This window comes from Thermobifida halotolerans (assembly GCF_003574835.2).
GTDB classification, from domain to species: Bacteria; Actinomycetota; Actinomycetes; order Streptosporangiales; family Streptosporangiaceae; genus Thermobifida; species Thermobifida halotolerans.
The window spans coordinates 4,518,577-4,532,944 of record NZ_CP063196.1 but is presented as its reverse complement, the minus strand read 5'-3'; the positions used below and the strand labels follow the sequence as shown (position 1 = coordinate 4,532,944).

The 14,368-nt window shown below is 69.3% G+C and carries 11 protein-coding genes, 1 tRNA gene and 1 pseudogene; 5 read left to right on the top strand and 8 right to left on the bottom strand.

From position 1 onward, the window contains the following. Positions 1 to 10: 10 nt before the first annotated feature. Entirely contained in the window at positions 11 to 1,333 is a 1,323-nt protein-coding gene (eccD, locus tag NI17_RS20285; protein ID WP_243597554.1) for a type VII secretion integral membrane protein EccD, read from the bottom strand. Positions 1,334 to 1,621: 288 nt separating this feature from the next. On the opposite strand from eccD, the gene eccCa reads away from it, so the two are divergent. Next, positions 1,622 to 5,503 (top strand): type VII secretion protein EccCa, encoded by a 3,882-nt coding sequence (eccCa, locus tag NI17_RS20280; protein WP_243597721.1) that lies wholly within the window; start codon positions 1,622 to 1,624, stop codon positions 5,501 to 5,503. Positions 5,504 to 5,706: 203 nt separating this feature from the next. On the opposite strand, the gene NI17_RS20275 is transcribed toward eccCa, so the two are convergent. The 6 genes and pseudogenes from NI17_RS20275 to NI17_RS20250 all read right to left on the bottom strand — a co-directional run bounded on the left by NI17_RS20275 (position 5,707) and on the right by NI17_RS20250 (position 8,713). Then, entirely contained in the window at positions 5,707 to 5,910 is a 204-nt protein-coding gene (locus NI17_RS20275; protein ID WP_234402083.1) for a Scr1 family TA system antitoxin-like transcriptional regulator, read from the bottom strand. A gap of 148 nt (positions 5,911 to 6,058) precedes the next feature. Continuing rightward, a pseudogene (locus NI17_RS20270) lies at positions 6,059 to 6,565 on the bottom strand (IS30 family transposase); the annotation flags it as partial. Positions 6,566 to 7,068: 503 nt separating this feature from the next. Then, positions 7,069 to 7,153: transfer RNA gene (locus tag NI17_RS20265), tRNA-Ser, on the bottom strand. A gap of 10 nt (positions 7,154 to 7,163) precedes the next feature. Then, positions 7,164 to 7,649 (bottom strand): nucleoside deaminase, encoded by a 486-nt coding sequence (locus NI17_RS20260; protein ID WP_068693113.1) that lies wholly within the window; start codon positions 7,647 to 7,649, stop codon positions 7,164 to 7,166. Beyond that, complete coding sequence (locus NI17_RS20255) at positions 7,646 to 8,140, bottom strand: tRNA adenosine deaminase-associated protein (RefSeq protein WP_068693112.1); 495 nt, start codon at positions 8,138 to 8,140, stop codon at positions 7,646 to 7,648. Before NI17_RS20255 ends, NI17_RS20260 begins: the two co-directional genes overlap by 4 nt. A 69-nt stretch (positions 8,141 to 8,209) precedes the next feature. Next, the gene (locus NI17_RS20250) at positions 8,210 to 8,713 is read right to left on the bottom strand and encodes a tRNA adenosine deaminase-associated protein (RefSeq protein WP_068693111.1); all 504 of its coding nucleotides are present in this window, start codon (positions 8,711 to 8,713) and stop codon (positions 8,210 to 8,212) included. A 310-nt stretch (positions 8,714 to 9,023) separates the two neighbouring features. On the opposite strand from NI17_RS20250, the gene upp reads away from it, so the two are divergent. The 4 genes from upp (at position 9,024) to NI17_RS20230 (ending at position 11,139) form a co-directional block, all read left to right on the top strand. Next, the gene (gene upp / locus NI17_RS20245; RefSeq protein ID WP_068693110.1) at positions 9,024 to 9,677 is read left to right on the top strand and encodes a uracil phosphoribosyltransferase; all 654 of its coding nucleotides are present in this window, start codon (positions 9,024 to 9,026) and stop codon (positions 9,675 to 9,677) included. 396 nt (positions 9,678 to 10,073) lie between these two features. Next, a complete protein-coding gene (locus NI17_RS20240; RefSeq protein WP_068693109.1) occupies positions 10,074 to 10,298 on the top strand; it encodes a hypothetical protein in 225 nt (74 codons plus the stop codon). Positions 10,299 to 10,443: 145 nt separating this feature from the next. Further along, the gene (locus NI17_RS20235) at positions 10,444 to 10,611 is read left to right on the top strand and encodes a hypothetical protein (RefSeq protein WP_170163103.1); all 168 of its coding nucleotides are present in this window, start codon (positions 10,444 to 10,446) and stop codon (positions 10,609 to 10,611) included. A 15-nt stretch (positions 10,612 to 10,626) separates the two neighbouring features. Beyond that, positions 10,627 to 11,139, top strand: a complete 513-nt coding sequence (locus tag NI17_RS20230) for a PH domain-containing protein (RefSeq protein ID WP_068693108.1) — start codon at positions 10,627 to 10,629, stop codon at positions 11,137 to 11,139. Positions 11,140 to 11,821: 682 nt separating this feature from the next. Here the strand turns inward: NI17_RS20230 and dnaB are convergent. Beyond that, the gene (dnaB, locus tag NI17_RS20225; protein WP_068693107.1) at positions 11,822 to 14,197 is read right to left on the bottom strand and encodes a replicative DNA helicase; all 2,376 of its coding nucleotides are present in this window, start codon (positions 14,195 to 14,197) and stop codon (positions 11,822 to 11,824) included. Positions 14,198 to 14,368 lie beyond the last annotated feature (171 nt).

Genomic DNA, 14,368 nt, shown 5'->3' with positions numbered 1-14,368 from the left:
GCCACGACGCTCACCCCGCCAGCGTCGCCACCAGGCCGAACAGGCCCATCGCCCAGGCCAGGGCCACGCACAGGCCCATCACCACCGCGATCTCCACGCCGTTGAGGAGGCGGCGCAGGCTGGCGCGGGGCACGTCGGGCAGGTCGATCCAACTGATCGCCGCGACCGCCACCCCGGCCACCAGGGCGATGCCCGAAAGCCACGGCAGCAGCACCGGCAGGCGGTCCGTCACCGCGGCGACACCGACCACCGCCAGCGACAGCACCCCGCCCAGACGCAGCGGCAGCACGTGGCTCACCCGGTCGAAGAACCGCGAACGCATGATCAGCAGCAGTCCGACGAGTGCGGCCACCACCAGGTCGGGCAGCCCGTCGCCCGCGTACGCCAGCAGGGGAACGGTGGCGGCGGCCGCGACCGCCGCGCCGATCACCGCGCCGAGCAGCAGCAGATCGCTGTCGCGCAGGCTCTCCTCGAACCGTTCGGTTCCGGTGGAGCCCGAGTGGCGGACCTCGTAGTCCAGGTTCGACAGTCCTCCCATGGCCAGCGCGATCCTCGGCAGCACGCCCACGCACACCGCCAACAGCAGCGCCAGGCCCCGGACCGCCTGGGTGACGTCGGTGAACAGGCTCACCGCGCACGCGGTCCCGACCGCGACCGTGATCAGCGCCAGTCCCGACAGGTACGGCAGCGCCAGCGGGTTGATCCGCCACCCCCACACCGCCACGACCAGCAGGCCCACGCAGGCGAACACCGCCACCACGGCCGGCGCGGGGTCCTCGGCGACCACCGGCACCGGAAGCGCCGCGCTCAACGCCCCCCAAGCCCCGGCCGTCACCAGCAGGGCGTGCGCGGAGACCCACATGGACCGGCGGCACGCCACCCACATCCCGCCGAGCGAGAACAGCATTCCCGCCGGCGCGACCGCCAAATTCACCATCGACGGACGGACAAAAAGCATCGCTGTCAAGACCAGAAGGGGGCCGATTGCGGCCAACAGCACTCCGAAAGTGAATGTCGTCCGCGGACGCCAGATCCGCGCGGTCTCGTCCACCCGGTCCTCGACGGCTCCGCGCACGTCATCAATACGCGCGGGGCGCTCGCGGCGGAGGTCGCGGCGCAGCAGCAGCACGTCCCCGTCCAGAACACCCGCTCCGGAAAGGGTCTCCTCAGGTGTGACAATGGCACCGTCGACCGTGGTCAGCGCCCATCTGGCGGGTTCGGTCCCCTCCGTTTCGGGAGAGCAGACCCGAAGCACCTGCGGAATCAGGGACGCCACCGGAACCCCACTGGGCAGGGCGAGATCAGCCCACCGCTCAGGTCCCGTGATCGTCACCCGGCAGTATCCGCTCACGACTTTCCACCCATCGTCGAGACAGTGACCGATTAGTCAGCGCCCACCGGCGATAACGCACAGAATTATGCTTTGTGCGGATTGTACGGAACCATCACCGTAGCAACAGCACGCCCCATTCTTCCCCGGCAAGGAAAGGGATTCCCTGTGACGACGACGCCGGTGCAGCGTCCCGCGCGGCACCCGGTTCCCGACCCAGGCGAAGGCCCGCTGGTCATCGCCTCTCCTCCGCAGCTTCCGGAGAACCCTCCGGCGACCAGCTCCACGGCGATGATCATCATGCCGATCATCACCGGCTCGGGGTCACTGCTCATGACGATCACCATGGGCAACCGGCCCCTGTACGCCGCCGCCGGACTGATGATCATGCTGGCCAGCGTCGCGGTGGGCGTCGTCATGTTCGTCACCCAGCAGAACGGCCCCCGCCGACGCATCCGGGAGCAGCGCGAACGCTACCTCGACTACCTCGACCAGCTCCGCGAGACCATCCGGGACGTGGCCGCCACGCAGCGCCGCGCGAACGCGTTCCGCCACCCCGCCCCCGCGTTCCTCCCCGAAACCGCCCGGCTGCCCGCACGGCGGTGGGAGCGGCGCGCCTCCGACTCCGACTTCCTGCACCTGCGCGTCGGCGAGGGGGTTCGCCCCCTGGCCCGGCCGCTGAGTCTGCGCGTGGACGACTCCAACCCGCTGCTCGTCTACGACCCCGTCTGCCGGGGTATCGCCGAGCAGCTCGTGGGCCTCTACGCCGAGGTCCCCGAGGAGCCGCTGGTGCTGCCGCTGCGTGACCTGGGCGTGGTGTCGGTCGTCGGGGACCGCGCCGCGGGGCGCTCCCTCGCCCGTTCCCTCGCCGCCCAGCTCGTCACCTTCTCCGCGCCCGAGGACGTGCGCCTGGGCGTGGTCCGGCACTCCCGGCTGCTCGCCGAGTGGGACTGGGTCAAGTGGCTGCCGCACAACACCGCCGAGAACCTCACCGACGGCCCGCTGCCCGCCCGGCTGGTCGCGAACAACACCGTGGAGTTCGCCGAACTGCTCGAAGCCGAGATCGAGCGGCGCACCGTCGAGTGGCAGCGGCGGCACGGCCGTCCCCCCGGCCCCGGCACCAGCCGACTCGTCATCGTCGTCGACGGCGAGTACCAGTCGACGCTGTCCGGGCTGTCCGCCGAACCACCCGTGACCTCCCTGGCCGACCTGGGCATCCACGTCGTCGTGCTGGTCGGTGACCGGCGCGAGGAGCCCGAGGCGGTCGACCTGCGGCTGCTCGTCGAGGCCGACGGCTCCCTCGACGAAGACCTCGGCCCCTCCCCCGAGACCGGGCACGTGCCGCTGTCGGGCGTCGCGGACCGCTCCAGCGTCGCCCGCCTGACCACGCTGGCCCGCGTCCTGGCGCCGCTGCGGCTGTCCGCCGACGACACCGCCGACGCCCTGCACTCCACGGTCGGCCTCGCCGAGATCCTGGGCGTGCCCGACGTCGCCCGCCTCGACCCCGCGAGGACGTGGCGGCGGCGCAGCCAGAGTGACTTCCTGCGCGTGCCCATCGGCGTGGGCCCCAACGGCACACCCGTGCTGCTGGACCTGAAGGAGTCGGCGTTCGGCGGCATGGGCCCGCACGGCCTCGTCGTCGGCGCCACCGGCTCCGGCAAGTCGGAGATGCTGCGCACCCTGGTGGCGTCCCTGGTGATCAACCACCCGCCCGAACAGCTCGCCCTGCTGCTGGTCGACTTCAAGGGCGGTGCGACGTTCGCCGACACCGATCCGCTGCCGCACAGCGCCGGGCTGATCACCAACCTGGCCGACGACGACACGCTGGTGCTGCGCTTCCGCGAGGCGATGTTCGGGGAGCTCACCCGCCGTCAGCAGGTCCTCAAGGAGTACGGGAACCTGCCGAACGTGCACGCCTACGAGGCGCTGCGCGACTCGGGGCGCACCGACATGCCTCCGCTTCCGCACCTGCTCGTCATCATCGACGAGTTCTCCGAACTGCTCACCGCCCACCCCGACTTCGCCGAACTGTTCATCGCCATCGGACGCATCGGCCGCTCCATCGGCGTGCACCTGCTGCTGGCCACCCAGCGCCTGGAGTCCGGCAAGATCAGGGGCCTGGAGTCGCACCTGTCCTACCGGATCGGGTTGCGCACCTTCTCCGAGGCCGAGAGCCGCGAGGCCATCGGGGTGGTCGACGCCTACCACCTGCCGCCCGACCCGGGATCGGGGTACCTGAAGGTCGACACCTCCGTGTTCGAGCGGTTCAAGGCCGCCATGGTCTCCCAGCCCTACCAGCCGCCCGGCGACGACGAACCCGAGGCCGAGTCGGTGGTCCCGCTGATCTCCTACAACGGCCTGCACACCCTCGACGCGCTGGACTCGCTCGCCACGGCCGTGGCGTCGCGGGTCGCGGAGCAACCGAAGGAGACGGGGGAGAAGCGCAGCACCCTCCAGGTGGCGGTGGAGCGGTTGCGGGCCGCGGACGCGGAGCGGGTGCGGCCGGTGTGGCTGCCGCCGCTGCCGCCCGCGCTTCCGCTGGACGGACTGCTGGCACGGACCACCGCCCCCGAGGACGAGAGCGGTCCGGCCGAACCCGACCCGGCCGAGGCGCTGGCCGTGGTGGGGCTCACCGACACCCCGCGCGAGCAGCGTCAGGAGCCCACGGTTCTGGACTTCACCGGCGGGGAGGGCAACGTCATCGTGCTGGGCGGCCCCCAGTCGGGCAAGTCCACCCTGCTGCGCACGATGATCGCGAGCCTGGCGTGGCGGTACCCGCCCGGGCGGATCGCGGTCTACGGCGTCGACTTCGGCGGCGGCTCGCTGGCCGCGTTGGAGGCACTGCCGCACGTGGCGGGCATCGCCGGACGCTCCGACCCCGAACGGGTGCGGCGGGTGCTGGCGGACGTGCGCCGCCTGCTCGACGAACGCGAGCGCATATTCCGCCGGTTCCGGTTGGACTCACCTGCGGCGCTGCGCCGGGCGCGCGCTGACGGCACGGTGCCCCGCAGCGTCTTCGCCGACGTGTTCCTGCTGATCGACGGCTGGGCGTCGGTGCGCGAGAACGTGGAGGACGCCGACGACGCCGTGGTCGACATCGCCTCGCGCGGTCCGTCCCTGGGCGTGCACACCGTGCTGACGGGTGCGGCCAACTCGCAGATCCGCGCCAAACTCCAGGCGCTGTTCGGCGGACGGCTGGAGTTTCGGCTCAGCGACCCGTTCGACTCCCAGATCGCGCGGAAGAAAGCTGAGGAGCTGCCGAAGGACGTGCCGGGCCGGGCGCTGCTGTCCGACGAGAACATGGCGCAGATCGCGCTTCCCCGCCTGGACGGGCAGGCCGACGCCGAGGACCTGGGCGGCGAGGGAATTCGCGACCTGGTCCGGCGGATCACCGAACGCTGGCCGAGCAGGCGGGTGCCGACAGTCCGGACTCTGCCCGACCGGGTGGAGCTGGCGGAACTGCTGCGCGGCCACCGGGGTTCGGACCTGGTGCTGGGCATGGGCGAACGCGACCTGGCGCCGGTGCGACTGTCCCTCGACGACGAGCCGCACCTGCTGGTCTACGGCGACCCGCAGACCGGGAAGAGCACGCTGCTGCGCGCCCTGCTGCGGCAGGTCGCGTCGCGTCCCCCCGAGGATGTGGGGATCGTGCTGGTCGACTACCGCCGCGCCCACCTGGGGCTGGTGGGGGAGAAGCACCTTCTGGCCTACTGCACCGGGCCGCAGCACACCCAGGCCGCCGCCACCGAGTTGGCGAACTCGATCAGGAAGCGGCTGCCGGGTCCGGACGTCACCCCGAAGCAGTTGCGGGAGCGCAGTTGGTGGAAGGGTCTGGAGATCTTCGTGGTCGTGGACGACCTGGACCTGGTCGGCAACCGCACCGGCAACCCGCTGGCGCCGCTCGTGGAGTTCCTGCCGCAGGGCCGGGACCTGGGTCTGCACCTGGTCGTGGCGCGCCGCACGGGCGGCGCCGCGCGGGCGATGTACGAGCCGCTGCTGCAGACCCTCAGCGACACGGCGACCCCGGCCATGCTGTTCTCCGGAGACCGGATGGAGGGGCGTCTCGCCAACGGGGTGGCGTCGCGCAGGCTTCCTCCGGGTCGGGCTCTGCTGGCGCGCCGGGGCCGCTCTCCTGAGCAGGTGCAGGCTCCGTGGAGTGACCCGGCGGAGTAGGTCAGTGTCGATCGACGGTGGGGGCTTCAGCGATCGTGTGGGTGGGGCCGTGTCCGGACTCGGCGCCAAGGGCGCCTCGACCGGCCACCGGCAGTCGGTGGTGTCCCGCTGTGGGGGTTGGGCTGGAATGCCCTGGACCGGTCGGCCGGTCCGGGACCGGCCCGAAGCCTCCGTACACCCGGCGCCCCACGAGAACCCCACCATCAAAGTTCGGTCAGCAGCTTCTTGGGCGCCTTGAGTGCCTCAGTCTCACTAAGGGCTGAACGCACGAGGGAGGCGAAGACCCTTCGGCAGTCATCAAGCTCCTCCGGCTTCTCCAGGAAGGTTCCTCCGGTGCGTCCTTCCAGGTAGACAAGTGAAGGGTCGAGTTCATCCGCGTAGTCCAGGATGACAAATCCTGATCCCATAGAGGCGTGGAGGCCAGCGCTGAACGGGAGTAGTTGGATGGCGGAGTGGCGCGCTTTCGTCCACAACCGCCAGAACCTCGGGATCGCTCTGGAGAAGTTTCTGGCGCTCCATGCGTGCCGCTTGACGTCACTGGTGAGTGCAAGTGGGTTAGCCGGTGGCCAGAAACTGGTTGGGGCGTTGGGCCGGGGTGTCCCACCCCAGAGTCTGGCGAGGACGGGTGTTGAGTTCACGAGCGACCCGGTCCAGCCCGCCCTGGTCGATGGCGGCGAAGTCGAACACCCCCTTGGGAAAGTACTGACGCAGCAACCGGTTGGTGTTCTCGTTGGAGCCGCGCTGCCAGGGCGAGTGCGGATCGCAGAAGAACACCGGACACCCGGTGGCCACGGTGAAACGGGCATGCTCGGCCATCTCCATCCCCTGGTCCCAGACCAGAGACCGACGCAGATGGCCGGGCAGCCGCTCAGCCACCCCCGTCAACGCCTCAGCGGCCGAGACCGCATCACGCCCGTGGGGCAGCGCGCCCAGCGGCACATACCGGGTGTGACGCTCCACCAGAGTGATGATCGCCGAACGGCCCTGACAGCCGATCAGCAGATCATCCTCCCAGTGCCCCGGAGCCGCCCGGTCAGCGGTCTCGGCCGCCCGCTCCGAAATGCGCAGCCCGCGCGTCCAGGACTTGTTCCCCGCCCCGCGCGCACCTGACGCGACTGCCTGCGACGCTCACCGCGCCCGCCGCGTCCGCTTCTCCACCCGCCGCTGCGCCCATATGGCCCGACCCCCGGCCGGTAACGCCGACGCCGCCGGTCGCCAACAGGGCCGGCAGAGGATTCTTCGTCCCGTGCCGCCCCGAGTGGTTACGGTCCAACTCCCGACACACCGTGGAGGCACTCACCGCCAACACCTCGGCGATCTCGGTGACCGTGCGCCCACCACCCCACAGATTCTCCAGCACCTGCCGGTGCCCCAACGCCGACACACCCGGCCTCGCCACCACGACCCCCTGCCCAGCACAAACACCCACTTGCACCGAACACCAGAAACCACCGCGTTCCGGTTCCCGCTGCTGTCAAGATCATCTGGGCTGGGGCCGCTCGGAATCCTCCCCGTGACACAGAGAAGCCCCAAGCTGCGTCTTCGCAGCTTGGGGCTTCTGCTCGCGGTGGAGGTGGGATTTGAACCCACGGAGGGTCTCCCCTCACGCGCTTTCGAGGCGCGCGCACTCGGCCGCTATGCGACTCCACCGCGGACAACTCTACCGGACACGGCGGTGTGCAAAGAACTCGACAAGCAGCCGGCCGCATTCGTCGGCCAGTCGCGGATCGACCAGGTCCGGGGGGATGACCTCGGGCCGGTGGTTGAGGCGGCGGTCGCGGACCACGTCCCACAGCGACCCCACCGCTCCGGCCTTGGCGTCGCGGGCGCCGTAGACCAGCCGTTCCACCCGGGCCAGCACGGTCGCGCCCGCGCACATCGTGCACGGCTCCAGGGTGACCGCCAGGGTGCAGCCGCTCAGCCGCCACCGCCCCACCCGCCGGGCGGCCGCGCGCAGGGCCAGCACCTCGGCGTGCGCGGTGGGGTCGCCGGTGGCCTCGCGTTCGTTGTGCCCGGCCCCGATGACCGCCCCGTCCGGGTCGAGCACGACGGCGCCCACGGGAACGTCGCCGCTGGAGGCGGTCCTGCGGGCCTCCTCCAGCGCCAGGCGCAGCGCGGCGTCGACCCCCGTCCGTCCCGTGCTCACGCCCGCAGCTCGTCCAGCGGCTCGGCGAACCCCGCACGGTCGGCGACGGTGGTGAGCGCGTCCGCGGGCAGCAGCCCCTCGCGCAGGGTCAACGCGAGCAACTCATCGCCCGGGGTGCCGAGGTCGGCGAGCAGTTCGGTGTCCCCCACGGGATCGGGGTAGGGCGTCTGCCCGGTGCCCTCCGGTTCCTCCTCCGTTTCCGGAACGGGGTCGCTCTCCAGGAACAGTTGGGCGGTGGGGTGGTTGTGCACCACCCGCGTGTCCGACAGGAAGACCCGAGGGTCGTTGTTGTCGTCGATCCGGACGATCCCGAACCACTCGTCATCGGCCTCTGCCAGCAACACCACGGCGGCCTCGTCAGCGTCCATGGCCGCGACGGCGTCGCGCATCAGATCGGCGACGTCGTCGATCCCGTCGAGATCCGCCAAATCGACCTCGGTCCCCGTCCACCCGTCCCACGAACGGGAGAAGACCGCTGCGAAAACCGGCACCCCGGACTCCTGTCTACTGCTCTCCTTCGGACACGTGCGGTCAGGGGCGGTACGCCCACCGCGCTGGCTCTACCCCATCGCATCCAGCGCGCGTTGGAAAGCCGCCTGAAAACCCAGGCGTTCGGAGATACTGGCCAAAACCTCGTCCGGATACAGGTCGAGATCGCCGGCCAGCGCACCCAGCTCCATCTCGTCCAGTCCGAGGTCGGCCAGGATCGACATGTCGCCCGCGGGCAGCACCTGGTCCACGTCCTCCTCGTCAGGAATGTCGATGTCCAGGTACTCCAGGACGTCGCGGGCGACCTTCCAGTCGGCTGAGGCCGTGACGTCGGACAGGAAGAGGCTGACGGTGTCGCGCCCGTAGACACGGGCGAGGATGAAGAAGTCGTCGGCCACCGAGACCAGACCGATCGCACCGCTGATGCTCGGCTGCTGGCGCAGCGCGTGCAGCAGCCCTCTGATGTCGCGGGTCAGCGCGACCGGAAGCAGGTCGACATCCCAGTAGTCTTCTTCGCGGTAGGCGACGGCGGCGAAGTCGCCCGAGCCGTCGTCATCCAGTTCGAGTTCCGTCATCGTCGCTCCACCCGGCTGGCCCTGATCGGACCAGAATCGCAGATCGTCTCTTGCCTCGTCACCGAAACGGGCGCCTTCGTCCACGCCCCGCCCTCCCTCTGGAGAGGTCTGTCCGTTGTAGAAGTCCGCGCTCACGTCTCCTATTAGAACGGACCGCCCATCCGGAGCAGAACGCGATCCTGCCGGTTGGCCGCGCCCTCCCGCGGTGACTCTACGGACCTCCGCCACCACCTTTCGTGAAAGCCCTGGTGAGAAACGCTTCGTCCGGGAGGCGTGTTAGCGGAGGACCGAAACGGTAGTTTGATCTGCCATGGAGATCTTCGTCGCAGACCACCCGCTCGTCGCCCACAAACTCACGACGCTACGGGATGCGCGCACCGATTCCCCCACCTTTCGCCGACTGGCCGAGGAACTGGTCACCCTCCTGGCCTACGAGGCGACCAGGGAGGTCCGCGTCTCCGAGGTCACCGTGCGGACACCACTGACCGAGGCGCCGGGGGTACAGCTCTCCCGCCCGACTCCTCTGGTCGTTCCGATCCTGCGCGCGGGACTGGGCATGCTGGACGGCATGACTCGGCTGCTGCCAACAGCCGAGGTGGGATTCCTGGGGATGGCGCGCGACGAGGAGACCCTGCAGCCCGTCACCTACGCGGACCGCCTGCCCCAAGATCTCGCCGAGCGGCAGTGCTACGTGCTCGACCCGATGCTGGCCACGGGCGGAACCCTGGCGGCGGCCATGAGACTCCTCGTCGACCGGGGCGCCGACCACATCACCGCCATCTGCCTGCTGGCTGCCCCCGAGGGGCTGGAGCACCTGCGCACCGAACTCGGAAAGGTGCTCGACGAGCGCAGCGACCTGCAACTCCGTGTGGTCACGGCGGCCGTCGACCGACAGCTCGACGAACGGGGCTTCATCGTGCCGGGGCTCGGCGACGCGGGTGACCGGCTGTACGGCTCGGTCTGACGTCCGGGCCCCCTACCCCCGTCTCCCGTATCAGTAGTGAAACATCCGGTTTTGTTTCTCCACAAAGTGGGAATGAGGGTTTCTTACCCAAAACCTGAGGTGATTCTGGTGGTGGCGTGGACGGAAGTTTCTTATGTCACTCGAATTCATCTTGAGATACGCGCGTGACACGTTGTGGTGATGCTAGTTCCGAACACCCAATAATCCCCGACTTGACCAACCGAAAAGCAGTGATCTCTCTCACCCACCCACACAGAACCTGACCTGGTGCCCGCGGCCCGGCAACAGCCGCCCGCGCACTGCGCCGACCGACACCACGCCCGCCCCCGAGTCGGCGACCGCCGCTTGGGGCGCGCCAGAGCGCCGCGACCGCTCTTTGTCTTCCCGAGGAGTGACATGTCCCAGACGCACGACGCGACCCCGCGCGACCTCGCCTCCGTCGCCACGCGACTCAGCGCCGAGTTCAAGGACGTGCACCCGGAGTCCACCGTGTCCCGCTGCATCGACGCCGCGCGGCACGGCGCGCAGGACGTGGTCGGCCACGCCAGCCCGGACCTGGTCGAGCGGATCGCGCGTCAGCACCTGAAGGTCCTCGCCCTGGCCCTGTCGGAACAGCGCTGACCAAATCCCCGCGAACAGTCCTGACCGCAACCCCACGACCTGGGACGGCACGCCGGTAACGGACCTCTGTCTTTACGCGGCCGGTCCCCGATGCAACAATCGTGGTGGGTCAGTGGGTCTTCACGCTCTAGTGGGGAGTGCGTTCATGCCGGCAAAGTTGAAAAAATGGCTGGGGTACGCCCTCATTGCCTTCGTCATCTTCTATCTACTGACCCAGCCGGCAACCGTGGGAAACCTGGTTCTGAACGTCTTCGCCGGTCTGGGTGGCGCCGCCAACTCCCTCTCCACTTTCGTGAACACCATCCTGCTGTGAGGGGCGTGAGCCCGGATGAAGCTCGTAACACCGGGTGACTCCGCACCCGCGTCGGTCAACCGCTATCTGCTTCCACACGAGCAGCAGGTCATCACGATCCGTCGGCACCCGGCCGTTCTGCTGGGGCCGGTCGGGATTGTGCTGGGCAGCCTGATCGCCGCAGGAATACTGAGCAACACCGCGATCGTGACGGGTGGAGCCGTACTGGCGGTCATCTGGTGGCTGTGGCTGCTGGTACTGGTGTGGTTCGTGTGGAAGGTCGCGGAGTGGTCGGTCGACTACTTCGTCATCACCTCCGCGCGTCTGCTCGGAACCAGCGGCCTGATCACCCGGCAGGTCAACATGATGCCGCTGGGCAAGGTGACCGACATGCGCTTCGAACGCACGCTCCTGGGGCGCCTCCTGGGCTACGGCACGTTTGTCATGGAGTCCGCCGGTCAGGACCAGGCCCTCAGCAAGATCGAGTTCATCCCCTATCCGGAGCAGCTCTACCTCGAGGTGGTCGGTCTGATCTTCCCCGACAAGTAGTGATCCGGCCACCGCGCGGTCCACATCGACGGAGCGCCCGCCACCGGCGGGCGCTCCGTCGTTTTCCCGGACATTACCCGTCACAGTGGATGCACTACACATCACAGTAGATCCAGCTTGACTTGAAAGTGAACGGAAGGTTAACTTGACTCATCGTCTGATTGAACTAGGGGGTGACGTCATGACTCGACCCGTGAGCAAGGCGCCATCGACCACCCGTCCGTCCCAGACCCGGCGCCGTCGTCGACCGACCCGCGTGGCTGGTACCACGCGTCACACCGCGACGTTCGTGCCGCCGCAGCGTGACGCCGCCGAGGCGGGGGCCCTCTCGCACCAGCCGCGAATGACCTGGGTCCTCCTGCCCGACAGCACCGGACGTATGCGCCCGCAGGCGCGGTGGAGTTGAGCAGCCCGACCGCCTGAGCGTGTGGGGGGCCGACCAGTGTCTGGTCGGCCCCCCACACGCACTCGCTGTGGACCGCGAACGCGGTTCCCGCACCTTTGGCCGCGCGACCGCGGCCGTGTGAGCGTCAGTGCTCGGCGGCGGGTGTTCGGCGGCGCCTCGGCGCTTCTGCCCTCCGCCACTCTGCCGGGGAGGATCCGAACGGTTCACCTCGGTGGGGGCGAGTACGCCGACGCTCCCCGCACGGCGGGGAGCACCGGACTCCCGAGCCGCTCGCGGTTACCCCGGAGCCATGTCGACAAAGCGGCTGTAGTGGCCCTGGAACGCCACCGTGACCGTGGCCGTGGGGCCGTTGCGGTGCTTGGCCACGATCAGGTCGGCCTCACCCGCACGCGGCGACTCCTTCTCGTGCACGTCCTCGCGGTAGAGCAGGATGACCATGTCGGCGTCCTGCTCGATGGAGTTGTGGACGCTGATCCCGTTCGCCACGAAGTTGTGGGTCCCCACCACCGTGGCGTCGTAGACCTCCTGCTCACCGAGCGGCTCGATCTCGGCGATCTCGTCCCAGAAGACGTCGTTGACCGCCAGCATCTCCAGGTCGGCGCCCTCGAGGACCGCGGCGACCCGTCCCAGCCGTCTCCGCCCACGGGTGAGCGTCCCCGCGGTTGCGCCCCCGCCCCGCGGCCGTGCGCCGGGGGACAGCTCGGTCACGGGTTCCCGGAGAGCCTCACGGACCAACTCCCAGACCCCCGAAGAACGCGGATCCGGGACCGGGGCCGCTCCACGCCCGCGCAGCCGGTCCAGGCAGTGACGCACCTGCGTCCGCTGCGCCCCGTCGCCGCCGATCCCCTCCAGGAAACGCCGCTGATCGTCCTCCTCGGCGACGGACAACCGGTATCCACGGTCAGCGACCGGAGCGATCCGGGCCACCACGCCCCACCGCAGCAGCAGCCGCGCCATGCCGTCGAGGAGCCGGCGGTCCGCCGACACATAGTCGATCCGCGCCTGTCCAGTGGTCTCGTCCCAGCACACCGAGCCGCCCTCCGCCCACAGCCGTCGCAGGAAGAGCGCGAGGCGTCCGGTGGGGAGTCCGAACACCCCGTCAGGAACGGCCGCCTCCTGTCGAGCCAGCCGGGCGAGCAGGACAACTTCGTCGTCAGGCCGTTCGTCGGTCCGTTGTGGTCCGGGAACGTGCCGGGGCACCGCGAGTCTGGTGCCGGTCGACAGGTCGGCCAGGGGCCGCCAGCCGTCGTGGGTGAGGAAGGGGTGGTTGGCGGAGGCGGTGACCTCGCGTCCGGATGCCAGGCGCAGCCGGTACGTCTGCTTCCTGCCGCTGGAGAACACGTGGGTCATGGTGCGCGGCACCAGCCTCAGCCGCTCGTCGAGGGACCAGACCGGGATGTTGCGCTCACCGCGGGCGAACAGTTCGCCCATGGTCACCTCGGCGCCGGTGTCCGCGCGCAGCACCCTGGTGTCGGCGGTGAGACAACCCGATTCACGTAGGTCGCTGACCTGGGGTTTTTTGTCGGTTCGCTGTTCGGGACCGCGGTTGAGCTGGGACAGCGCGACCACGGGGACCTCAAGTTCCTTGGCGAGGAGCTTCAACGACCGGGACATCTCGGAGACCTCCTGCTGGCGGCTCTCCACCCGGCCGGTGGAACTCATCAGCTGCAGGTAGTCGACGATGACGAGCTTCAGGTCGTGCTGCTGCTTGAGCCTGCGGCACTTGGCCCGGATCTCCATCATCGACAGGTTCGGCGAGTCGTCGATGAACAGCGGCGCCCCGGCGACCTCGCCCATGCGCCGCGCCAGCCGCGCCCAGTCGTCGTCGGTCATCATGCCCGAACGCATGGTGTGCAGCGGGACCCGCGCCTCGGCCGACAACAGCCGCATGACGATCTCGTTGCGTCCCATCTCCAGGCTGAAGAAGACGGTGGTCAACTGGTGTTTGATCGCTGCGGCCCGGGCGAAGTCGAGAGCCAGGGTGGACTTTCCCACCGCGGGACGGGCCGCGATGATGATCATCTGTCCCGGGTGCAGGCCGTTGGAGAGGGCGTCGAAGTCGGTGAAGCCGGTGGGGACACCGGTCAGGGTGTCGTCGTGGGAGGAGATCGCCTCCAGTTCGTCCAGCGCGCCCGGCATGATGTCGCTGAGCGGCAGGTAGTCCTCACCGGTACGTTTCTCGGCCACCCGGTAGATCTCGGCCTGGGCGCGGTCGACGAGGTCGTCGACCTCCCCGTCACCGGAGTAGCCGATCTGCGCGATACGGGTGCCCGCCTCGACCAGGCGGCGCAGGACCGCGCGGTCGGCGACGATGCGCGCGTAGTATCCGGCGTTGGCCGCGGTGGGGACGGTGTCGGTGAGGGTGTGCAGGTAGGGGGCACCGCCCACCCGGGTGATCTCGCCGCGTTTGGTGAGTTCGGCGTTGACCGAGATCGCGTCGACCGGCTCACCTCGGGAGAACAGGTCGACGATCGTGTCGTAGATGGTCTGGTGGGCCGGGCGGTAGAAGTCCACCGAGCGCACGATCTCGACGACCTGGGTGATGGCCTCCTTGGACAGGAGCATGCCGCCGAGGACGCACTGCTCGGCCATGATGTCGTGGGGCGGGGTCCGGTCGTACCCGCCCTCCTCCGCTGGATGGTCGACGCTCATGGCTTCCCCCCGGCTGACTACATGCCTGAACGTGACATGCCCGAACCAGGATTCTCGCCATTTCCACCGACACTCGCAAAGCAGCCTGTGGATAAACCTGGGGACATCCTGTGGATGACTGGCGTCTACTTGGGGATAACCTGTGCACGCAGCCTGTGGATAACTTTTCCA